This is a genomic window from Leptospira yanagawae serovar Saopaulo str. Sao Paulo = ATCC 700523 (assembly GCF_000332475.2).
GTDB classification, from domain to species: Bacteria; Spirochaetota; Leptospiria; order Leptospirales; family Leptospiraceae; genus Leptospira_A; species Leptospira_A yanagawae.
Genome location: NZ_AOGX02000032.1, coordinates 1 through 20,372, shown reverse-complemented (window position 1 = coordinate 20,372; position 20,372 = coordinate 1). Strand labels below are relative to the sequence as shown.

The window sequence follows — 20,372 nt, the reverse complement described above, 5'->3', positions numbered from 1 at the left end:
GTTGTCACAGTTTGATCCATTAATGGATCATGTGATACACTTCTTTCATCTCTTCTCTAAGTAATTTCATTTTGTTTTGCACCTCTGGATGAGAGATGTCTTCAGGATTTAACAAATAGTTTTCAGGTCCTAGTTCACGAATCATCATTTTTGTTTGCCAAGTGTTATCTTGAGGCATATTGATATCCGAAAGATAGGTATAATTTCTTTTGATCTCTGGTTTGATAAAGTCAAGGATGGAATTGAAGTGATGGTCGTTATAAATTTTCCTACCGTCCGCAAGTCGTGTATAACCTCTTACAACGTAATCGATATAAACAACATCACACTCAAAAGCTTCAAATAAAAAGTTAATAGAATCAAGAGGGATGATTTCCCCACATGTAGAAATATCGATATCAACTCGGAAAGAACAAATTCCATCAGGATCGGCGGCATCAGGGTATGTGTGGACAGTGATATGGGATTTGTCCAAGTGCATACTCACTTGTGCAGAAGGAATGGGATTTCCACCACCTTTTACGTCACTCATCAGGACCATGGCAGATGCACCAACTGGATCGTAATCCTGTGCTGAAACAGAAAGGATATTGGCATCAATTCGCTTCACGATCTCTTTTGAAATCTCTGTAATTTTACTAGCATTGTATTTGTCGTGGATATAACTAACGTACCTACCTTTTTGTTCATCATCGAGAGTGATGCAAAAATCGTAGAGGTTGAAACTCAAAACTTTTGTCAGATTGTTGAAACCGGAAAGTTTGATTTTTTCTTTATCCATTGCTACCTGCTTGTATAAAGAACAGAAATTCGGTGATTAGGTAAGAAGCAACTGAAATAACGAAAGGAATTTAGAAAAGTCATGGAAAACAAGACGGAATGGTGGAAACAAACATCGATTTACCAAATTTACCCTTGGTCATTTCAGGATTCAAATGGGGATGGAATTGGTGATATAAAGGGAATCCTCAATCGTTTGGATGAGATCCAAGAATTAGGGGTAGAAACAATCTGGTTTTCTCCCTTTTACTTGAGCCCAGGGGAAGATTTTGGTTATGACATTGCTGATTATACAAAGATTGACCCTCGTTTTGGAACGATGGAGGATTGTGATCGGCTCATCAAAGAAATTCACAAACGGAAAATGAAAGTGGTGCTCGATATGGTGATGAACCATACGTCGGACAAACACCCATGGTTTTTGGAATCAAAATCTTCACCATCAAATCCCAAACGAAAATTTTATATTTGGAAAAAAGGTTCCAAAAAACCTCCCAATAACTGGATTTCAATGGTAGGAAAATCAGGTTGGAATTATGACAGAGCAACGGACGAATACTATTATAGTAATTTTTTATCCTTCCAACCTGACCTCAATTATCGAAATCCAAAGGTCAAACAAACCATGTTCGGTGTGCTAGATTTTTGGTTAAAAAAAGGTGTAGATGGATTTCGATTGGATATCTTCAATTCCATTTATAAAGATGAAAGTTTTCGTGATAATCCATTTAGCCTTCGATTTTTTCCCACACCAGATAACCATGATGAGGCGTTTTTTCAAAAAAAACAATACAATCTAAATTTACCAGAATCATTTTCTTTTGCCAAAGAAGTAAGAAAACATGTATCAAAATACAAACACAAACCTTTCCTCATTGGAGAGGTGAGTGGTTCTGACCAAGTCCTAAAATCATTTTTGGGTGAAAAAGCTGATGGTCTTAACTTAGTGTTTCAGTTTGAACTCATCCACTTCCAATTCAAAGCAAAGTTTTTTAAGAATTTACTTTTAAAAAATGAAACCATTTTTCCAAAACCATTTACACCTACGTATGTACTCGGGAACCATGACCAAAGGCGTTACATCGATCGATTAGGCGGTGATAAAAGAAAAGCAAAATTATTAGTTTGTTTTCAGTTTATGGCAAGAGGTGTCCCCATTATATATTACGGGGAAGAAATTGGGCGTAAGGAAGGTCGTATTTCCAACTTCAAAGGTAAAGATCCAATTGCTAAAATGAATCGGTTTGTTCCTTTGTTTTTATCAAACTTAATTGGAATTTATATCAACCGAGATAATTGCCGTTTGCCGATGTTATGGGACGATTCTAAAAATGCAGGTTTTACCAATGGAACATCTTGGTTACCCGTGGGAACTTTTCAAAAAGAAGACACCGTTGCCCAGCAAAAAAGAGATAAAGATTCATTATGGAACCAATACCGATCCATGTTCCAGATTCGGAAAGAGTGGCAAGCAGTGAGGGAAGGAAGTTTAGAAGTCATTGAGACAAACGTAATGGATGTTTTGTGTTTTGAAAGAAAGTATAAAGAGACAATCTTACATGTGTATCTCAATTTTGGAAATCAATTGCAAAAGTTACCTCTAACAAATAAAACAAATTTGATTTATGCTTTTGGTGGGTCGAAACTAAGAGAATCGTTTTTGGAATTGCCTTCTCTGTCTGGAATGATTTTACGAATGACGGAATCCAAATCGTTAAGGAAGTAGGTGGTGACTAAGATTTAAAATTTTTAAGATCTTATGGATTTGTGGTTTTACATTGACCAAATACAATCGGACACCTTGTTTTTGGAAGGTCATCTTTTTGTATAAGAGTAATCCGAGAACGGCTGAGGAAACCTCTTCTACATTGGAAAAGTCGATATAGATGGCAATTGTTCCTGGTTGGAAGAGGTTTGTCATATCTTCTTCCAAACTTTTTGCGGAATACAAGTCCAATCGATTGGTTTCCACTCGGTAACTTTTTTCGTTTGTGATTTCCGTAACCATTTTGTCCCTCACAAAATGATCTACGGTAATCAATCAAAATACCTTAGGGATCGAATGCAAAAAACGAATTTAAAAAATCTTTTTCAATCCATGTTTTTTTTGAAATTCACTCAAGTTGGAATTATGGATGGGTGTGAGAATTCCTCCCCTTTGAACCGTATAAAAGTGGATGGGACTCCTTCCATTGGTTCCATTTGATGGAAACCAAATCCCAAAGGAAGTAAAAGATCACAAAGGAATCCAATTTGGAATGCCCCCAAGTACGGAGACCGAAGGTATATCCGATTTCCGCGATTTTGTCCGTCTTGACAACACCTAAGATTTCAAAGAGAATTTTATAACCCCTAGGGTGTAATTTGTCTTTGGTGTCTAAATACACGGATTTACGAATTCCAAAAAAACCACTCATCGGATCCGAAATTTTTACAGGGAATAACCACTCCGATATTTTTGTTGCAAAAAGACTTGCTAACTTGCGTAAGATGGGAAAATTTCCGTAACCTCCATCTTGGCTCCTTCTTGTGGCAACAACGATATCATTTTCATTCAGCAATTGGATTAGATCAGGGATTTTAGTGTAATCATGTTGGAAATCTGCATCCACAACAATCAATTTATCACCACTTGCTTTGTCATATCCAAAGGTAACGGCAGAACTCAATCCTTTTTCATTTCGTCTGACAAAGGGTTTGATCCTCTGGTCATATTTTGCCATCACTTTTGTTACTTCGTAAGTTCCATCTGGAGAATTATCATCCACAATAATAATTTCGAAGGTGATTGCCTGTTCCTCTAATACACGAGTGATCGTTTCTACACAATTTTTGATATTTCCTGCTTCATTGTATGTTGGAATGATGATACTTGTTTTATCTTGCATGACTGGTCATTCAACTTCTTTATAATTAAAAAAGCCCCTTTGTTAAATTTTTGATACATACTTCTCCTGATTGGCAGGAAGTTAAAATGGCTTGGGAACATCCTTCAAACAATTGGTATTGTTTAGTGCAGAGTATCTCACATGCAAACTGGACAAGTTTTGGGTCTTGTAATTGTTTTTGTTCATCACTCAAACATCTGTTTACTGACTCACACATCGATTTACATTTAGGTGCTTCCATTGTAGAAACTTTTTTCCCAAATTGCAGGAAATTGTTTTTGGAGAGGTCCCAAATGGTTACTGAAAACAAAATTAATACTAAGATTCCGTATTTCTTCAATTGCCAACTCCCCGTTTCCATAATGAAATTTTTGTTTTGAATTTTGTTAGATCCATTTTCATCATTGAATTGAAAATGGTTGGTAAATCCATCTGTAAGTGTTGGGTCCAGTGGTACCATGAATTTACAAGTATGTATTCGTTAGGAACTTCTGTACTGGTATAATTGATTAAATAGTTTGAATTGGCACAATTTTCTTTAATGGTTAATGGAAGAGAGAATTGTATTTTTGCTTCTTCCAACTTGTTTTGTACATCCATCGCTGTCCAAGGATTCTCTGCCACAACACAAATGTTCTCTCGTTTGGCATCTGATGTCTGTTCCGGTAGGTTTGGATCTGACATGGGTCGTAGTAAAAAAAAGATTAAAATCGGAATGATTGTTATTTGTGAGAGCAAAATGACCCAAAATTTTTTAGTTTTGTTTTGGTCCAAAAATAAAGAACCGGCTACAACCACTGTAACAAAAAGTGAAACGGCAAATAAATAGGGGAGTCTCACAATGATGGCGATGCTCATCAAAATGAAATAGACAACTAAAATTGAATACTGGTTTGTTTTTGTTAATAGATATGATTTCCAGCTCATACGATTAAAGAGTGGAAGCAAAAATAAAAAGCTTACAAAGGGTGTCACATAATAAGGATCTTTTCGATTTGGAAGGAGGTGTAAACTTGTGACCAAAATTAAAAATACAAAAATAGTTTGTACATAGATTTGTTGTTTCGTTTGATTCTTTTTGAGGACGGAGTTCCATAACATTTGGAACAAAGGTATTGTAAAAGGAATCGTATAAAGAATCCATCCAAACCAAATACGAATGCCTGGTTGGTTTGCAGAATAAAACTTACCTACATTTTCCGTGATGAAGAAAAATCTTAGTAACTCTTTCCCGGACGGAACGTACAAATACAAAAACAAAATCCAAAAAACGGGAACAATAAAGGTTAACCCATAGGACAATACAACGAATTTATCTTCTAAAAATTGTTTCCACTTGAAAGATAATTTTCCTTTTCTAAAACGAATCACTGTCACATAAAAATAACTTAAAATAAATAGAGATAGATACACATGAAGGATAGGACCTTTTAATAAATACCCAATTCCTGATACGATACTGCCCACAACCAAGTAAACCTTTCGTTTTGTTATACGGTAGAGGTAAAAATGATAAAAATAAAACAAAACGAAAAATACCATCAGCCCTTCCATCATCATAAGGCTAAAGAATTTTAGAGATAAAAATGAAAATCCAAACAAAATGGATGTGAAAGCAGCTTCAATTCTTGCATTACGAATCAAAAATGCCAATCGATAGAGTAGATATAAGCTACCAAAACCAAAAACCAAAGGAACAAGTCGTTCCGAAACATAACCCACACCAAAAATTTGGTCGGAAGTCATACCGAACCAAAAAAGTAAGGGGGGTTTGTAAGGATTTGGTAGACCGGAAAGACTTGGAAGTAAGTAACTTCCCATTTCCAAACTTTCGCGAATGGAACGGATGTGCATGATTTCATCCCCTTGTGGGAAAGGGGCATCAGGCGATCCAATGATGGCTCCAAAAATGAAAACTAAAAGGGCACTCAAAATGGGAACCATAATCACCATAGTTTTCCATAAACTTAAAAACTGACTGGTCAGTCAATATAATAAAATGGCAGTTGATTGAAATAGTATCAAAACAGAATTCGTTTTTTGGAGAGATTTTTTCACTCATTCTACATTTTTTTTTGTCTAAGCGAGAATTTGAAACTGAGGTTGGGTTTCGGAATTGTAAACAGGTATTGTTGAAAATTAATTCTTTCCAAAGGCAAAATTAATTTGAGGAAGTTTTTGATTGATTGGTCTAAAATGGGAAAAAGATGCCAAATTTATTCGAAGAAAATGAAATTCTATTGTCAGAAGGAATCACTCTTTTAGAGGTTTTGCCTGATTCTTTGTACCATCCAGCAGGGAATGAAAATCTTTCTTCGGTTGGGGAACACTTTCGTCACATCATAGAACATTACCAAATGTTTTTTCAGGGAATGTCTTGTGGTTACATTGATTACGATAACCGAAAAAGGAATGTGAAACTCGAAACAAATCGAGCCTTTGCCATCGAAACGTTAAGTTCGATCAGTTTGGAATTGCAACAGAATGGAATTCCGGAGGGACAGATCCTTGTCTCTCAAAATTACAATCCTGATTTTCCCAAACCGGTTTTATCATCCACAATTGAACGAGAATTAATGTTTTTAGTATCGCATACCGTGCACCACTATGCCATCATTGCTATGATTTTGAAAGGATACGGGTTTTCTGTTCCAATTCGTTTTGGGTACTCTCCCGCAACCTTATACGCAAAACAGTTTTCAACTACCTAATCTTTTACCAGCGATTCACAAACTACCAATCGATAGGGAAATAGTCTTTCAAAAATTTCCCTATCCAATGTTTTCCTGTATTCACTCCGTCAAACAATGGATCGACGACTCTTGCAGCACCATCCACAATATCAAGAGGTGGTTGGAAATCATGTAGGTCTTGTTTGCGTTTGGCAAGTTCAATCGGATCTTCATCTGTCACCCAACCTGTATCAACCGCATTCATAAAGATCCCATCCTTTGCAAAATCTTCTGCGGAGGTATGAGTCATCATATTCAGTGCTGCTTTTGCCATATTGGTATGGGGGTGCCGATCTTCTTTTTTGAAGCGATGAAATTTCCCTTCCATAGCAGAGACATTGATGATATGTTTTTTACCTGTGTTATCTTTTCGCATGAGGCTTACCAATCGATTACACAAAACAAAAGGGGCCACTGCATTTACAAGTTGTACTTCCAACATTTCAGATGTATTAATTTCACCAAGTTTCAATCGCCAACTATTTGTTTTGCGAAGGTCAACTTGTTGAAGGTCAGCATCTAACTTTCCCTCAGGAAAAACTGCTTCTAATTCATGGGAATTGTCATGAGAATATGGAATTTGAGAAAGAGCCGCCGAAGAACGAATGCCCACACCTGGAGTTTTATGGTTCCAACTCACAGCCAGTGCAGTTGCCGTGTCTTTCATTTCTGTATCAGAACGATACGAGTCCAATTCGTTTTTACAATGTTGGTAAAAGGATAATAGTTTTTGTGTTTCAGCTGGTAAATCAGAAATGGCTGTTGTTTCCATTTCCAATAGATGAGCGTAAAAACCTGGTGGTCTTCTCACTGTTTGGGCAGCATTATTGATGAGGATATCCAATCTTTCTAAATGGTTTTCTAAAAACTTACAAAAAATTTCCACACTCGGGGTGTGGCGTAAATCCAAACCAAAAATTTGTAATCGGTCCTTCCACATATGAAAGTCAGATTCCTTTGTGAAACGTATGGCCGAATCAATTGGAAATCTTGTTGTCGCGATGACTCTCGCACCGGCTCGAAGCAGTAGGAGTGTTGCCTGGTAACCAATCTTAAGGCGTGAGCCTGTAATCACGGCCACAGTCCCTCTTAAATCAGCTGTTTGGTATCGTTTTGAATAATTTAAATCCGCGCAATTCGGACACATTGAGTCATAAAAAAAATGAAGTTTGGTGAATGGTGTTTTACAGATATAACATGGTTTAGGCTGTGATAATTCTGTTGCCGTATCCCAGGACCAACCGGCAGTATTGGAAATTTGTAATGGTGCTTTGAAAACTGAACTTTCGCGTGCTCGTCTAATGCCAGTTAAGGCAGTTTTTTGCTTTTCCTGAATTTTGATGATTTGTTTTTTTTCAACACGGACAGTACGATTGCGTTTACGAACTTCATTTCGATCTGGTCTGGAAATTTTTCCGCAAAGGATCATGAGTTCCAGCCGTTTTTCTTCTGGTAAGGTTACAAGTTCTTTGGGTGAATTGATCAGTGTTTTTAATTCACCAAGTAAAGAATCGATGTCCATAAAACCAGAATTTTAGGAACATTGGGCTAGGGCAACTCTCTTTGGGATTAGTTTTTCTGAATCCTAATCCTACGTTTTCCTGTGAAGTGGATTTGCCCATCCAGAATGCACGAATCTTCCATTTCTTGTTTCAAACTTTGGACTTGGTCTCTCATGTTTTGCATGACCTCTATGACACCAGCCACATCCGTACAATTCAATTGTAAAAGTAACTTCTCTTTGTCATAGTACAAGGCTTCTATTTGTTGTTCTAACAAGTAGTTTTCGGATTCATCAGAATGATTTTGGATGAGATCTTGTGATGTTTCCTCAATCATAAGTTCACGGATTGGTTTGGTTAAAAACTGTTGGATCTCAGTTAAGTCCTCTTCATGGATCATCGGTTCTAATGCGATGAGGATATAAGTAGTGAGAGAAGCTTTGATGATCAAATCTGGATCCGCGTCCCCTCGGTTAAAATTCTGGTATTGGATTTGGGTATTTAACTGTTTCCAATAACATTTTAGTTCTACATACTTTGAAAATAGGAGAACACTCAACTCTTCCTTTACTTCCACATCATTTAAAATGTGTATGAATTGGTGGATCACAGAATCAAACCAAGATTGAATCTGTTTTTTTTGCTCTTGGTTTTGCTCAAAACCAATGACCCAATCATCTAGGTTTTCTGAAACGGAACGTGTAAACGAATGATTGGTCAATTTATCTTTGATGAAATGTAGTTCCATAATGATGCCTTTCGTTTTAAGTCGATTCGAATCGATGTTTTGGAATGTATGCGGCGCGTAAGGAATCGATTCGAATCAAATTTGTATCAACTTTTCTATAATTTTCTTTGAATGAATATAGTTTTGATAATTCTTTCCCTAAGGATTCAAATTCTTCTAAAATTGCATCTGTATCAGAAGTTCCGAGACTTAGTTCTAGTTCTTCTTTTTCTTTGTACAAAGTTATGATTTGCGCTTCTAGGTTTTCGTCTCTTGATTCTTTCATCTGTTATTAGACGAATTACTTTTTCAAAATAGAAATAATATTGAATTCTACCAAGATACTCCAGGGACGTTTGCTTTGGCCAATTCGTACTGGTTTTAAAATGCGGGCAAATTGGTTCGAATCGATAAAGGTATAACCCTCTCCTTTCTGAATGGCAAGGAAAGCGTCGGTTGGAAGTGATTCAACTCGAGTTCCTAATTTTTCCATTTCAGGATTGGATGCATAATTACCTTCATAGGTAACCAAAGATGTTTTTCCCAGACCAAAGAGTTGTTTTGGAGATAATTCTTTTTGAAGTTGCTCTAATGAAAAGTCTGCACCTAAGATTCCCGCAAATTTTGAATGTAAAAATAAATTGGTCATAAGACTTGTCATCTTTACCGTTTTTCCTTCGATTGGATAATCGTAGGGTTCCATCATCACATCTTCCCCTAAATCACGAGGAAGGATGTACCAATCATTTTCACCTTGTATGTCATATCCCTGCAGAGGTTCGATTGAGATCCGACCATTATGCCTATGGCAATATGGTACAAATCTTCCTTTTGAGTCATGCCCTTCTTTGTTTGTATATTCAGAATCTTTTTCGTCGATCACGTTTGGTTCACAACAAATTGCGTAAGCTAACTGTTGTTCGTTTTGAATTAAATATTCTTGTAGAATGAGTAAAAGATGTTCTCGTTTCATTCCTATATTGGCATGAACCAAACTTTGTATTAAAAACTTTAATCCATAAAGCGAAGTCGCCATTATATAAAACTTAGATTCGAGTTCTTTTGCAATATTGTTCGTCCATAGTTCTGCATATTCCATGATGGACTGTTTTTCCATCTCTAAAACATCTGCATTTGCTTCTGAATTTTCTAAATTAATTCGAGATAAAATTTCTGAAATTTTTTTGGTGGCTTCAGATGTTTGGAACGAAAGTTTTGTGACTTCATTTGCAACGATTTCAAATCCACGGCCATGTTCTCCTGCTCGAGCTGCTTCTATTGATGCATTTAACGCTAGTAAGTTGGTTTGCTTTGCTACCTGTTGGATTGAAGATGCAACGGAACCAATTTCTTTTGAACGTTCCCCAAAGGAATCAATCAGTTCTTTGAGTTTTCGCATCCCCAAATTTGAATATTGATCATCCATTTTCACCAACCTCGGGAACTAGATCTATTTAGAGTATCGGAGTCGGCCTAAATCTTATTGATATCCAGCTTGTTGCAATCGAAATAGTTTTTCATATTTTCCTTTTTTTGCCAGTAAACTTTTATGATCTCCCCATTCCGTTTTTTTACCTAGTTCTAAAACTAAAATTTTATCTGCCATCCTCACCGTAGAAAATCGATGGGAAATGAGGATCACCGTTTTACCAAGTGTGTGTTCTCTAAAATGTTCAAATACTTTCATTTCAGCTTCTGCATCGATTGCCGAAGTAGGTTCATCCAATATAAGAATATCTGCTTCAGACCTTATAAAGGCTCTTGAAAGCGCAATTTTTTGCCATTGCCCTCCTGATAATTCCCTCCCATCCTGGAACCATTTACCTAAACGTGTGTGGTATTTGAGCTCTAATCGGTTGATAAAATCATGTGCCATGCCTAATTTTGCAGCATGAGTCCATTCATTTTCCGATTGGACTTTATTTACATCTCCCATTCCAATATTATCTCCTACTTTAAATTGGTATTGGACGAAATTTTGAAAGATGACCCCGAAGCGTTTTCGTAAATATTCTTCGTCCCATTCCATTAAATTGACTCCATCTAAAAAAATAGAGCCCGAAGAGGGAGTATACAGACGAGTTAATAGTTTTATTAAAGTTGTTTTGCCAGAACCGTTTTCACCAACGATTGCCATTTTATCACCTGATTTTAACTCAAAGCTAACATTCGTTAATGAATCTGTTTGGGATCCTGGGTACTGAAAAGAAACCGAATCAAAAATGATACCTGATTTGTTTTTTTGATTTTTGAATTTACCAAATTTTTGTAAAATTGGTAGGTTCAAAAATTCCATTAAGTTTTCGATATAAAGGTGGTCTTCGTAGATTCCACCAAAAGCAGACAATGCGTTGGCAAAAGTTGTTTGGCCTTGTCGAAAAATCACCAAATACATTGTCATTTCACCTAAAGTGATTTTTTTTTCTAAGGCTAAACTGATGATCCAAACATAGGTACCGTAGAATGCTAATTGGCTAATCAGTCCTAAGAAAAAACTTACAATAGATTTTTTCAAAGTTAGTTTTCTATCTTCTGAATAAATTTTTTGAAAATTGTTTTTATAACGGTTTAAAAATTCTTTACCAAGGTTAAATAATAATATTTCTTTTGCATTATCTTCTCTTGCCATTAATGTTTCAAGGTATACTTGTTCTCTTGTCTCTTTGGCTTTCCATCGGAATAAACGGAAACTGTGTGTAGAAAAACGTGTTTCAGCGATGAAGGTAGGGATTGCAGCAATGATGAGAATGAAAGAGGCAATAGGAGATAATTTTACAAGTAATCCAAAAAAACTAATGATTGTGATGGAAGATTGAGTGATGGTAAAAAAACGATTCACCATAGATAGAGGTTTAGAGGAAGCTTCAGAACGTGCCTGCGTCATCTTGTCATATGTTTCAGAATTTTCAAAATGTGTAAGTTCCAAAGTGATTGCTTTTGACAAGATCCTTTCGTTTACTTCTTGTCCTAGTTTGATCCGAAGTAAGGTTGTACATAAAAAATAAAGTTTTTGGGATCCAAAAAAAAATATGGTAATGATTCCCTCCAAATAAACATAAATCGCAGTTTCGGATCTTAAAATTTCATTCCAACTCGTGAATACTGTTTTGGAATTTAAAATTGAATCAATGATGAGTTTGCCAATCCATACAAGGATAGAGGGGAATAATCCATTTAATATTGTCAGAAGTGTGATGAGTACTGTCAGTTTTGCTGAACTTTTGTATGATAGATGGAAAGCAGTTTTAGAGGATTGGACTATACGGTAAAAGGTTCCGAACATATTGGTTAGATTGTTTTTGTGAATCCGAATCGGTAGCATTTTTTGTTTTATTTCAAAGGAAAACAAAGAAATGCACTTTTCTAAATTCAGATTTATTTTTCCATGTTAAACATAAATGGCAAAAGAGCGATTAGACAAAGTTCTTGGTAATTATGGTTTGGGTTCACGTTCCGATGTGAAAAAAGAAATTTACCAAGGTTGTGTAACAGTTAATGGGCAGATCATTAAAGATCCAGGATTTAAAGTCTCCCTAGACGATGTTATTGTTTATTATGAAGAAGTTTTGGAGAGAAAAGAATTTTATTACTTCATGATGAACAAAGCTCCTGACTGTATCACTGCCACCGAAGATCCAAAAGAAAAAACAGTAATGGATTATCTCTCAAGTCGACATCAGAATATGAATTTGTTTCCAGTGGGAAGGTTGGATAAGGAAACAGAAGGATTACTATTATTCACAACTGATGGCACTTTGGCACATTATTATACTTCACCAAAACATTTTGTTGAAAAGGAATATTACGCAGAAATATCAGATGAAGTGACTGTAGATGATATCAAACAATTTGAACATGGAATTGTGTTGGATGATGGGTACAAAACTCTTCCAGCAAGACTCGCCATTCCCAATCCAGGAAATCCAAAAGTTGTTACCGTATGGTTGAAAGAAGGGAAATACCGACAAATTCGAAGGATGTTTCAAAGTTTAGGAAAAGAAGTCCTATATTTGAAACGTGTGAAGATGGGAAATTTGGTTTTGGATCCAAATCTTACATTAGGGAGTTATCGGGAACTTACACCGGAAGAAGAAACACTGTTAAAACTGAGATAATGATTCATTCAATAAACCTTTCTATTTTTTCAAAAAAGGCAGATGGAGCTCGTTTTGGTCGAGAATTGGACAAAGAAACAAACAGCTGTTCGTCTTTCATACTCGCAAGAAGTTTACCATTACCATCTACTATATCTTGTCTAAAGTAAAATCGAATTTTCTCAAAACTTTCGATCCAACTATATAATTTTATATGGGAACCTGGACTTGGTTGGTGAAAAATTTGGATTTCACCTCCCATAAAAAAAGTAGTGGAATCGGTTTCTTTGATCAATTGAAAATCTACGATTTCTTTAAAAAATAAAAACCGACCTTCTTCAAAAATTTTCCAAATTGCATCGGCAGGTAAAATCCAAAAACAATTCATATCACTATAGGGAATATAATAGTCATGTTCAATAGAATTTTGTTGTATTGGTTTTGGATGGATCGAAAATTCGTGTTGTTTCTGATTATTGATTTTAGGAATGTTTTCTATTGAAAGTAGGAATCCATTTTGATACAAAGACGATACTGATTCAATCGTACAAACTTTTTTTCCATCCTTATCAACCATCAATTGTTTCCAAAACAATGATGAATTTGGGAGTGAGAATACTTCCGTTTCTACATCAATTTCTGAATTAACAAATTGTTGGTTTAAAAATCGCACATAGGAGCTGTTTGGTGAAATAACGATCGCATTGTTTAACATGGATTCGATAGAGAATCCAAATTCTTTTAGGACTTCGCATCGTGCATCATAGGCAAATTTTTCGTAGGTTCGACTTGTAACATGCCTGTTCCAGTCCAAATCGAAATGCCGGGTGGTTAACGTTTTACGAAAAATTTGATTCATACCACCTTTCTTTTGGTTATCATTGGATGGTAAAGAAAAATTCATAAACACTCGGTTCGTGAAATCTGTTGAAATTTAATCCTTTGCTCAAATCGAATTTAAAGTGAACCAAATGGTCTACCGTTCGTCATAGAAGCAGGAATTTTGGATGAAAATGGAATTTTTGGTAGGTTTTACTGGCGGATGCAAACTTAATCTTTGAATGAATGTTCTGATTTTACAATTGATCTGGGGGGACGTAGTTTTAATTTTAAAAACAAACACGATTATGAGAATCGGTTCGCAATTGATTTCCATTGGTTTTCGTTGGTGTTCGGCTCATAAAAATAAGGCATTTGCCATTTCTGCGTCGCGATGGCCTGTTTGTTTGTTGGTTTAGTCCATTTTGGATAAATGCGAAATCCAAGTTTCCCTTTAGATTTTCCAAATAAAATTCCCTTCTCATTTAATATATGTTTATCGAAAAGAAAGTAACCAATTTTCTTTTTATCGATAACCTCTATGATGCAAATGTCAATAGGATCTTTTTGTGTCAACGGTTGGATCTGACCGTTGGTATTTCGTTTCCATAAGGTAACAAAAAAACCAATTTTTTTGGGTGTGATTTTTGCCTTTCGAAAGAGGATATTTTTTTGATTGCATTTGAAATGACAAGCTTTGTATTCAAAACCCTCATCTTCCATCTGAAATTCGCGTATGTTTACCTTCAACGGATTTAATAAAATATTTTGTACATTGAATAAATAATCAGGTAAAGCATTATCTCTGGGAATATTGGAAATCATGTAACGTTTCTAATGAGATAGAAATTTTAGCCCAACAATGGAAAGAACCAATGTAATCAGAAAAAAGATCCGCCAGAATTCTAAAGGTTCCTTAAAAAATAAAATTCCAATCAGTATTGTTCCTACTGCTCCGATACCTGTCCATACAGCATAACTTGTTCCAATGGGCAAACTTTGGGTAACTTTTATTAGTAAACCCATACTGATCAATAGGGAGATAAAAAATCCCAAATACCAATAATACGTTTCATATCCTTGTGATTCTTTTGCTTTACCTAAACAAAATGCAAATATCACTTCAAATATACCTGCAACCAACAAGAGAATCCAATTCATACTTTATACCCTAAGGATGAACTTTTGTTCTGTTACTTTTCTTGTAAACTCGATATCATCTTCCTCATACACAATAGATTTGAAGATAGGAGAAAAAGCATTCAAAGGAGAGGGAATTTATGCTTTTCTCTCAAGGGGATCTATATCGGGCGGAAGGATGAAAACGAAATTTAAATACAATCGATACGAAACGGAGCATCAATCGACTTGAAATAACTTGGGTGATTCTCCTGATTGAATCTTTAAACATAAAGATTTTAAATACAAAAAAGGATCGTATCCGTTTGCCTTAGCTGTTTCCAACAAGGAGTAGAAAAACGTGCTCATTTCTGCAGTTTCGGAAGTACCAGAAAACAACCAATTTTCGTTTGGATTGACGAATGGTTGTATATCGTTTTCTGCTAGATCCGTATCCAATGGTATTTCCGGATGATCCATAAAAACGAGAAGTTGATTTGATTGGGAATTTAACGATTGGATTGCATTCGCATAAAGTTGATTGGTAGGAATTACTTTTAATTCTTTGTCAATGAATTCAAAAATTTTATCTATGACTCGCCTAGATACTGTTTGCCTATATAGTTTTCTTTCTTCCCTACTCAATGGTTTGATTTTATCTTCAATTTCGTAGATTTCAGTTATAAAATTTAGAAGTTTTATCGCACCTTCATGTTTTTCGTCTGTCGCAATGATTTCGGAAAACATCCTTCGGAAATTTCCCCAACAACAAGCATTCGATATTTTTGAATCAGGACTTGTTAATGATTTGAATGTAACAATATCTTTCGTTTGGATGATTCCTTTGTAATATTTTAATTTTTCGTTAAGAAATTGTTTGTTATGACTATGGATGTAATGAAATCGAAGGATTGATTTCCCTCTATTCAAACCTCGTAATACATACAGATTCGCCTGTGTTTTGGATTCATTTTTTTCTTTGGATGCTCTTATAGGTGTTTCAATAATTTGAATCGATACACTTGCAAATAATTCTTTCCAAAAATCATCTTCTAAATATTTTAATCGTTCGTAACTGTTAAATGCATAATTGCAGAAAGTAGTTGTATTGAACTCGAAACCAAAATTAGAGAAGAGCGTTCCAAGTTTGGAGAAGGGAATCCCTTTACAGAACTTTGATACAAAAAGAAAAGCCAACATACTAACATCTGCTAGTTCTTTTGGAAGAAATTGTGGAAAAGCGGATGCAATTCTGATTTGTGAGTCCTTACACTTAGTGCAAACATACTTTAGGCAAATGTGTCGTATGAGATTGATTTGTGGGGGAAGGATTTCGATTTTATCAATAGTTTCTGATCCAAACGATTTGAGTTTTTCGCCGCAGTTGCATTTTTTTCGTGATGCTGGAATATCGTGAATGATTTTTCTGATTGGTAATTGATCAATCAAACGAAAAGATATAGTCTGATCTTTCGTTTTTGGGTTTTCATTTGCAATAAAACACGGCGTTTCGTTTTTCTGATTCTTGGGACGATTTTTCTCTTCCAATAAACTAACTTCTATTTCATTAAAAATCCTACCCTGGTCTTTTTCTATGAGTGACAAATCATCTGAAGTGTTTGAAAAGAGTTGGAATTTGAATGAATTTAGATCAAATTCTAAACAGTTGTTTTTGTTTTGCGGAGTGGGTGAAAAATCTGCGCGATTACAGCCATCATCTTTCGGCTTAACGGTTACGTTCTTTACATTATCAGGGTTATCTGTTAGGTTTGAGAGGTCCAAAGCAAAGGAATAATCGGATAGTACCTGTTATTTGTCAAAAAAAAAATTGTTTTTTAGTATTTTTTTGTAATCACACGAACGAATTTCTAGGTCCCATTTCACATCTTCAGAATCTGTATAACCTAACAGCGATCGTTTATCAATTTAGTTGAATTCTCCTGTTATGCGAGATTTTCAATGGATCTAGGAATTTGGTACGATTTGGTCGGTTAATAGTGGATAGTCTAGAATTTTGGTCTATTCTTTTGTGTTAGATTGTGCTAAAGGAACAAATTTGATTGGTGGATCGGGAAGTTTTAAATAGATTGAGGATTATTGTTGCAATGTTTTTTTGGGTTAAGATTTTTTGATTCTGACTTGGAAATAGATTTTATAATTTTCTCTTTCGCTTTTCAAATAGAATTTCCATTTGGCAATTATTGGTGTTGTCTGCTTATGAAGTGTTTAGTCTTGAGTTTTCATTGGAAAACAAACCTTCTTCTAAGCGCAAGGCTTAGGTCATATGCAATTGCAGTCGAGTCGTTACTTGATCGGACGAAACGTATTAGCAAGTTGTTTGGAAGTATTTGTTCGGTATCCATCGAAGAAGTAAGTTCGGACCCGAAAATTTAACCTGTTCTTCAGAACTCCGATTTTTAAATCTGGAGAAGTTTGGCAGCTCATTTTAGCATTCAAAGCTTAAAATTCCATATTACGAGGGAATATCCCATTTGTTTAGGATTTTGATCGAGAGAATGGATTCGGTAAAATCGATTCTGAAAATGTATGCATTGACTTTCTCTAAATCAGCTGTACACACAAAACTTTGCAATCGACAGTCCTCAAGAGGTTAGGTGGATTCGACTTTTTGGAAAAAGAAATTATTTCCTTGAGGTAATAAACACATCTTTTTTTCTAGAAACCCTAATTTTTTCTTACAGAAAAATACTTTTATCCATTTGTTTCTGTAATGATTCGGAATGCGAAATTCTACACCTAGCTCTGGTGAAATGGATTCCCTTCGCCAAGCATGCCGTAAGGAATTCCAAATTTGAATCCACAACATGATTCACCCCCATATCAACCCAGCCGATGGCGTATTCGTTGATCTAAATAATATTGAAAAAAAGAACGTTGTGTCACTATCAAACGAAGCTTCATTCCAAATTGTAATGGAGAGTCGCGATTAAATTTATATAAATTACGACACTATGATTAGAATAACCAATTTCTATCCTTTAGAATAAGTCTTTAAACATTTTTATATTGGCTCTTTCATAAAGACCCGATTCCAATTCAGTTTGTTTGAAGCCATATTTTTCGTATAAGTGTATCGCGGATTTTAATTCTGTATTTGAATACAAGACAAGTGTTTTAATTTTCATCGAGTTTGAGAATTCTAAACAATGTTTAAGTAGTAAGGTACCAATGCCGTATCCCTGCATCTTTTCAGTAACAGCCATTTTTCCAAGTTCGAATAATTGTTCTGATTTTTTCATGAGACAGGCAGTTCCAATAATTTCCATATCCCTTTTAGCAAAAAAAATGTATCCACCTTTGTCAATAATAGCTGCTTTGGGATTGGATAAAGAATAAACATCTCCCTCTTCAATTCTAAAATACTTTTGTAACCATTCGTAATTTAAAATTCTAAGGTAGTCTTTATATTCTTCAGAGTAGGAAATGATTTCAAAATTCATAAGGAGGTATCTCCGTTACATTATAATTTTTCATAGCCAATTTTCTTTGAAAATCCTCAGTTCTTGTTGGGAAAATTTGATAGCTTGGCGCCATTATACGTTGAACTTCTTTTACATCAATATGGATAATTGATTTAATTGGGAAAATCGAGATAATACTAGGATCAAAGAATTTGATTAGAACATCGAAATGATCATGATTTTTCTCTATGATACGGGCAAAACCTTTTAACTTAAAGCCTTTTTGAATAAATATATCGATAAAGCTAACGCATACTTTTGGATTTTGCAAAATATTCAGTGCGCTAATCGGAGAAGCAATATTGCAAATTAATAATGTAGAGTTATCTTTATGTGTGAACACTTCTTTGGGAGATACATTGGGTTCACTATCTAGATTGGAAGTTGCAAGCCAACAAAGGACACAATTTTTAATATATCTTTGAACTTCATCTGTTATCATCATTATTGAATCTTAAATGTATAAATTATTTCCCTTTTAAGTATATTGAAATAGGTTGTGGTGATGTAGCTTAGTGGTAAGTCTAAGTGATGAGTTAAATTATTTGTTACAATGTTTCTCGAGGTAATTTTCATAAATTTTATTTGCATCTTGTTTTTGAATATACAAAAAATAAGGAATGGTGATCAACGGAAATAAACCATCGACTCCAGCAGCCCAAGCAAGTGAAAGTGACAAATAAGCTATACCGCCGGAAATACCCCATTGCCCATGGCGATAGTTTTTCATTTTAGTTCTAGTTTCAAAGAAATGAGCTAAACATTCAGGAGTTTCATTTTTTGGAACTTCTGGTATGGAAATGCAAGAAAAAGAGATTATAATTGAAAGAGTTGTAATGATATTTTTGATATGCATTTGTCTAACGCCTTTTTGTTCGAATCTTCAATAAATTCTTCAAAAATGAATGTTCTTGTTAATCCATAAAAATAGATTGTTTCTTCATTATTAATTTCAAAAGTATCAGATAAAATTATATTACGGCTTTTGCTAATTGTGTAATCAACAGAAATGTTATAATCAATTTTTCTAAAATGAAAAGGCCAAAACAAAGTGGCCGGATAGATAATAGGTAAGCTCCACCAATGATTTCTATTTTCGATTAAAATTGGTCTTATTTTAACATCGAGATTAATTGCATTTTGGTTCATTTCGTTATCAGTAATAAAATATTTATTAGTAATTGAAACATCATTGTTCATATAAGAAATAAAAATATATCTCCATGCACTTTCAATTTCCTTTAAATCACTATTCAATATTTCAAAATCACCAATGTTTAAAATATTTTTGTTTTTTCTCTCAATTGGGAAATCTATTTTTTTTGGGCTAGGCAATTGCCGAATATCAAAAGCACAATTGAAAAGAAAAAAGAAGAAAAGGGGGTTGAGTATTATTTTTTTCATATATTGAGTCATTTTTTGTGACCTGCCCCCATTTTCAGTACCAATGGATAAGTTAGTTTTCTCTAAACATTTCAACCATAAGATCGCTTAAACTCTGAAGGAGTCAAGTAATTCAATGAAGAGTGAAGACGCTCGTCGTTGTATTCCTTTTGGAAAATTCGCAAAGCATCGGTTAACTCTCTTTGATTTTTAAAGTAGTGTAGATTCAAACACTCATCTCTAAGTTTACCATTGAAACTTTCTATAAATGCATTTTGTGTTGGTTTTCCTTTTTCAATAAAGTGAATTTCTATCCCCTTATCTTCTGCCCATTTCTGGAAGTCTTTGGATGTAAATTCTGTTCCATTATCCAAAACAAATGCTCTTGGAAGTCTTTCGAGGGTGTTTAAATATCTGATCAACTTTTCTGACGAAAAAGTAAACTCTGCCTGAAGTATGGTATTCTCTCTTGTTAAATGATCAATACCTGTTAAAATTCTTTGCTTTCTTCCATCAATCGTCCGTTCGAAAACAAAGTCCATTGACCAAACTTCGTTTGAATTCTTAGGCAATGGTAGTTGCTGTGATGATGCATTTCTTTTCTTTCGCTTCGGTTTTGTCCTTATTTTAAGCCCTTCTAAGCAATATAGTCGATATACTTTCTTATGATTGATTGTCCTACCCGACCTTCTTAACCTTCGGTAAATTCGTCGATAGCCTTCCCGTTTCCATCGAAAAGCAAGTCTTCGAATTTCGTTCATTGTCTCTTCATCAATAGCTTTCGGCTGATAATAATAACTTGATTTAGGAAGAAGAACAACATCTAGGCTTCTGTTTAGAGAAAGT

At 34.9% G+C, this 20,372-nt stretch carries 22 protein-coding genes; 3 read left to right on the top strand and 19 right to left on the bottom strand.

The features are described from left to right. Nucleotides 1-19: 19 nt before the first annotated feature. Nucleotides 20-781, bottom strand: a complete 762-nt coding sequence (speD, locus tag LEP1GSC202_RS15045; protein ID WP_015678680.1) for an adenosylmethionine decarboxylase — start codon at nucleotides 779-781, stop codon at nucleotides 20-22. Nucleotides 782-862: 81 nt separating this feature from the next. Between speD and LEP1GSC202_RS15040 the strand changes: the two genes are divergently transcribed. Continuing rightward, nucleotides 863-2,506, top strand: a complete 1,644-nt coding sequence (locus LEP1GSC202_RS15040) for an alpha-glucosidase (RefSeq protein ID WP_015678714.1) — start codon at nucleotides 863-865, stop codon at nucleotides 2,504-2,506. On the opposite strand, the gene LEP1GSC202_RS15035 is transcribed toward LEP1GSC202_RS15040, so the two are convergent. The 4 genes from LEP1GSC202_RS15035 to LEP1GSC202_RS15020 form a co-directional block, all read right to left on the bottom strand. After that, entirely contained in the window at nucleotides 2,495-2,788 is a 294-nt protein-coding gene (locus LEP1GSC202_RS15035) for an STAS domain-containing protein (RefSeq protein ID WP_039929165.1), read from the bottom strand. The genes LEP1GSC202_RS15040 and LEP1GSC202_RS15035 overlap by 12 nt on opposite strands. A 121-nt stretch (nucleotides 2,789-2,909) precedes the next feature. Then, nucleotides 2,910-3,668, bottom strand: a complete 759-nt coding sequence (locus LEP1GSC202_RS15030) for a polyprenol monophosphomannose synthase (protein WP_015678615.1) — start codon at nucleotides 3,666-3,668, stop codon at nucleotides 2,910-2,912. A gap of 25 nt (nucleotides 3,669-3,693) precedes the next feature. Further along, on the bottom strand, nucleotides 3,694-4,008 hold the full coding sequence (locus LEP1GSC202_RS15025) for a hypothetical protein (protein ID WP_015678683.1): 315 nt from the start codon (nucleotides 4,006-4,008) through the stop codon (nucleotides 3,694-3,696). Next, the gene (locus LEP1GSC202_RS15020) at nucleotides 4,005-5,612 is read right to left on the bottom strand and encodes an ArnT family glycosyltransferase (protein ID WP_039929202.1); all 1,608 of its coding nucleotides are present in this window, start codon (nucleotides 5,610-5,612) and stop codon (nucleotides 4,005-4,007) included. The genes LEP1GSC202_RS15025 and LEP1GSC202_RS15020 overlap by 4 nt, the downstream gene beginning before the upstream one ends. A gap of 263 nt (nucleotides 5,613-5,875) precedes the next feature. Here LEP1GSC202_RS15020 and LEP1GSC202_RS15015 point away from each other — a divergent pair, with 263 nt between their 5' ends. After that, complete coding sequence (locus LEP1GSC202_RS15015; RefSeq protein ID WP_015678626.1) at nucleotides 5,876-6,379, top strand: DinB family protein; 504 nt, start codon at nucleotides 5,876-5,878, stop codon at nucleotides 6,377-6,379. 22 nt (nucleotides 6,380-6,401) lie between these two features. Here LEP1GSC202_RS15015 and LEP1GSC202_RS15010 read toward each other — a convergent pair whose 3' ends face one another. Genes LEP1GSC202_RS15010 through LEP1GSC202_RS14990 form a run of 5 tightly spaced genes read right to left on the bottom strand, consistent with a single transcriptional unit; the run spans nucleotide 6,402 to nucleotide 11,912 of the window. After that, nucleotides 6,402-7,922, bottom strand: coding sequence for an SDR family oxidoreductase (locus LEP1GSC202_RS15010; protein ID WP_015678675.1), 1,521 nt, complete (start codon nucleotides 7,920-7,922; stop codon nucleotides 6,402-6,404). 47 nt (nucleotides 7,923-7,969) lie between these two features. Further along, nucleotides 7,970-8,650 (bottom strand): hypothetical protein, encoded by a 681-nt coding sequence (locus LEP1GSC202_RS15005; RefSeq protein WP_015678606.1) that lies wholly within the window; start codon nucleotides 8,648-8,650, stop codon nucleotides 7,970-7,972. 16 nt (nucleotides 8,651-8,666) lie between these two features. Further along, nucleotides 8,667-8,915, bottom strand: a complete 249-nt coding sequence (locus LEP1GSC202_RS15000; RefSeq protein ID WP_015678669.1) for a hypothetical protein — start codon at nucleotides 8,913-8,915, stop codon at nucleotides 8,667-8,669. 15 nt (nucleotides 8,916-8,930) lie between these two features. Then, nucleotides 8,931-10,055 (bottom strand): methyl-accepting chemotaxis protein, encoded by a 1,125-nt coding sequence (locus tag LEP1GSC202_RS14995; protein WP_015678713.1) that lies wholly within the window; start codon nucleotides 10,053-10,055, stop codon nucleotides 8,931-8,933. Between the two features lie 54 nt (nucleotides 10,056-10,109). Beyond that, entirely contained in the window at nucleotides 10,110-11,912 is a 1,803-nt protein-coding gene (locus LEP1GSC202_RS14990) for an ABC transporter ATP-binding protein (RefSeq protein ID WP_039929200.1), read from the bottom strand. A gap of 115 nt (nucleotides 11,913-12,027) precedes the next feature. Here LEP1GSC202_RS14990 and LEP1GSC202_RS14985 point away from each other — a divergent pair, with 115 nt between their 5' ends. After that, entirely contained in the window at nucleotides 12,028-12,744 is a 717-nt protein-coding gene (locus LEP1GSC202_RS14985) for a pseudouridine synthase (protein ID WP_015678701.1), read from the top strand. 4 nt (nucleotides 12,745-12,748) lie between these two features. On the opposite strand, the gene LEP1GSC202_RS14980 is transcribed toward LEP1GSC202_RS14985, so the two are convergent. From LEP1GSC202_RS14980 to LEP1GSC202_RS14935, 9 genes are all read right to left on the bottom strand, one after another. Beyond that, nucleotides 12,749-13,582: an acyl-CoA thioesterase gene (locus LEP1GSC202_RS14980; protein WP_039929198.1), complete on the bottom strand. Its 834-nt coding sequence runs from the start codon at nucleotides 13,580-13,582 to the stop codon at nucleotides 12,749-12,751. 266 nt (nucleotides 13,583-13,848) lie between these two features. Next, nucleotides 13,849-14,367 (bottom strand): MepB family protein, encoded by a 519-nt coding sequence (locus LEP1GSC202_RS14975; protein ID WP_015678604.1) that lies wholly within the window; start codon nucleotides 14,365-14,367, stop codon nucleotides 13,849-13,851. Between the two features lie 9 nt (nucleotides 14,368-14,376). Further along, on the bottom strand, nucleotides 14,377-14,703 hold the full coding sequence (locus tag LEP1GSC202_RS14970; protein ID WP_015678657.1) for a DMT family transporter: 327 nt from the start codon (nucleotides 14,701-14,703) through the stop codon (nucleotides 14,377-14,379). 198 nt (nucleotides 14,704-14,901) lie between these two features. Next, a complete protein-coding gene (gene tnpC / locus LEP1GSC202_RS14965) occupies nucleotides 14,902-16,443 on the bottom strand; it encodes an IS66 family transposase (RefSeq protein ID WP_015678628.1) in 1,542 nt (513 codons plus the stop codon). 1,217 nt (nucleotides 16,444-17,660) lie between these two features. After that, the gene (locus LEP1GSC202_RS14955) at nucleotides 17,661-18,122 is read right to left on the bottom strand and encodes a GNAT family N-acetyltransferase (RefSeq protein ID WP_015678700.1); all 462 of its coding nucleotides are present in this window, start codon (nucleotides 18,120-18,122) and stop codon (nucleotides 17,661-17,663) included. Then, nucleotides 18,112-18,588 carry a pyridoxamine 5'-phosphate oxidase family protein gene (locus tag LEP1GSC202_RS14950; protein ID WP_051125375.1) on the bottom strand — a complete coding sequence of 159 codons (477 nt, stop codon included), beginning with the start codon at nucleotides 18,586-18,588 and terminating at the stop codon, nucleotides 18,112-18,114. Before LEP1GSC202_RS14950 ends, LEP1GSC202_RS14955 begins: the two co-directional genes overlap by 11 nt. Nucleotides 18,589-18,684: 96 nt before the next feature. Next, nucleotides 18,685-18,999, bottom strand: coding sequence for a hypothetical protein (locus LEP1GSC202_RS20270; RefSeq protein ID WP_039929161.1), 315 nt, complete (start codon nucleotides 18,997-18,999; stop codon nucleotides 18,685-18,687). Then, nucleotides 18,960-19,547, bottom strand: coding sequence for an LBF_2127 family putative lipoprotein (locus LEP1GSC202_RS14940; RefSeq protein WP_039929196.1), 588 nt, complete (start codon nucleotides 19,545-19,547; stop codon nucleotides 18,960-18,962). Before LEP1GSC202_RS14940 ends, LEP1GSC202_RS20270 begins: the two co-directional genes overlap by 40 nt. 71 nt (nucleotides 19,548-19,618) lie before the next feature. Next, a partial coding sequence (locus tag LEP1GSC202_RS14935; RefSeq protein ID WP_015678686.1) for an IS3 family transposase occupies nucleotides 19,619-20,372 on the bottom strand: 754 nt, incomplete at its 5' end.

Bases quoted from the DNA above. Each gene is read 5' to 3' on its own strand.
- LEP1GSC202_RS15020 (WP_039929202.1), bottom strand. From the start codon at position 5,612: ATGGTTCCCATTTTGAGTGCCCTTTTAGTTTTCATTTTTGGAGCCATC.
- LEP1GSC202_RS14955 (WP_015678700.1), bottom strand. From the start codon at position 18,122: ATGAATTTTGAAATCATTTCCTACTCTGAAGAATATAAAGACTACCTT.
- LEP1GSC202_RS15015 (WP_015678626.1), top strand. From the start codon at position 5,876: ATGCCAAATTTATTCGAAGAAAATGAAATTCTATTGTCAGAAGGAATC.
- LEP1GSC202_RS14975 (WP_015678604.1), bottom strand. From the start codon at position 14,367: ATGATTTCCAATATTCCCAGAGATAATGCTTTACCTGATTATTTATTC.
- LEP1GSC202_RS15010 (WP_015678675.1), bottom strand. From the start codon at position 7,922: ATGGACATCGATTCTTTACTTGGTGAATTAAAAACACTGATCAATTCA.
- LEP1GSC202_RS15005 (WP_015678606.1), bottom strand. From the start codon at position 8,650: ATGGAACTACATTTCATCAAAGATAAATTGACCAATCATTCGTTTACA.
- LEP1GSC202_RS14940 (WP_039929196.1), bottom strand. From the start codon at position 19,547: ATGAAAAAAATAATACTCAACCCCCTTTTCTTCTTTTTTCTTTTCAAT.
- LEP1GSC202_RS14985 (WP_015678701.1), top strand. From the start codon at position 12,028: ATGGCAAAAGAGCGATTAGACAAAGTTCTTGGTAATTATGGTTTGGGT.
- LEP1GSC202_RS14970 (WP_015678657.1), bottom strand. From the start codon at position 14,703: ATGAATTGGATTCTCTTGTTGGTTGCAGGTATATTTGAAGTGATATTT.
- LEP1GSC202_RS14990 (WP_039929200.1), bottom strand. From the start codon at position 11,912: ATGTTCGGAACCTTTTACCGTATAGTCCAATCCTCTAAAACTGCTTTC.
- LEP1GSC202_RS15000 (WP_015678669.1), bottom strand. From the start codon at position 8,915: ATGAAAGAATCAAGAGACGAAAACCTAGAAGCGCAAATCATAACTTTG.
- LEP1GSC202_RS15030 (WP_015678615.1), bottom strand. From the start codon at position 3,668: ATGCAAGATAAAACAAGTATCATCATTCCAACATACAATGAAGCAGGA.
- speD (WP_015678680.1), bottom strand. From the start codon at position 781: ATGGATAAAGAAAAAATCAAACTTTCCGGTTTCAACAATCTGACAAAA.
- LEP1GSC202_RS14950 (WP_051125375.1), bottom strand. From the start codon at position 18,588: ATGATGATAACAGATGAAGTTCAAAGATATATTAAAAATTGTGTCCTT.
- LEP1GSC202_RS14995 (WP_015678713.1), bottom strand. From the start codon at position 10,055: ATGGATGATCAATATTCAAATTTGGGGATGCGAAAACTCAAAGAACTG.
- LEP1GSC202_RS20270 (WP_039929161.1), bottom strand. From the start codon at position 18,999: ATGCATATCAAAAATATCATTACAACTCTTTCAATTATAATCTCTTTT.
- LEP1GSC202_RS15035 (WP_039929165.1), bottom strand. From the start codon at position 2,788: ATGGTTACGGAAATCACAAACGAAAAAAGTTACCGAGTGGAAACCAAT.
- LEP1GSC202_RS14980 (WP_039929198.1), bottom strand. From the start codon at position 13,582: ATGAATCAAATTTTTCGTAAAACGTTAACCACCCGGCATTTCGATTTG.
- LEP1GSC202_RS15040 (WP_015678714.1), top strand. From the start codon at position 863: ATGGAAAACAAGACGGAATGGTGGAAACAAACATCGATTTACCAAATT.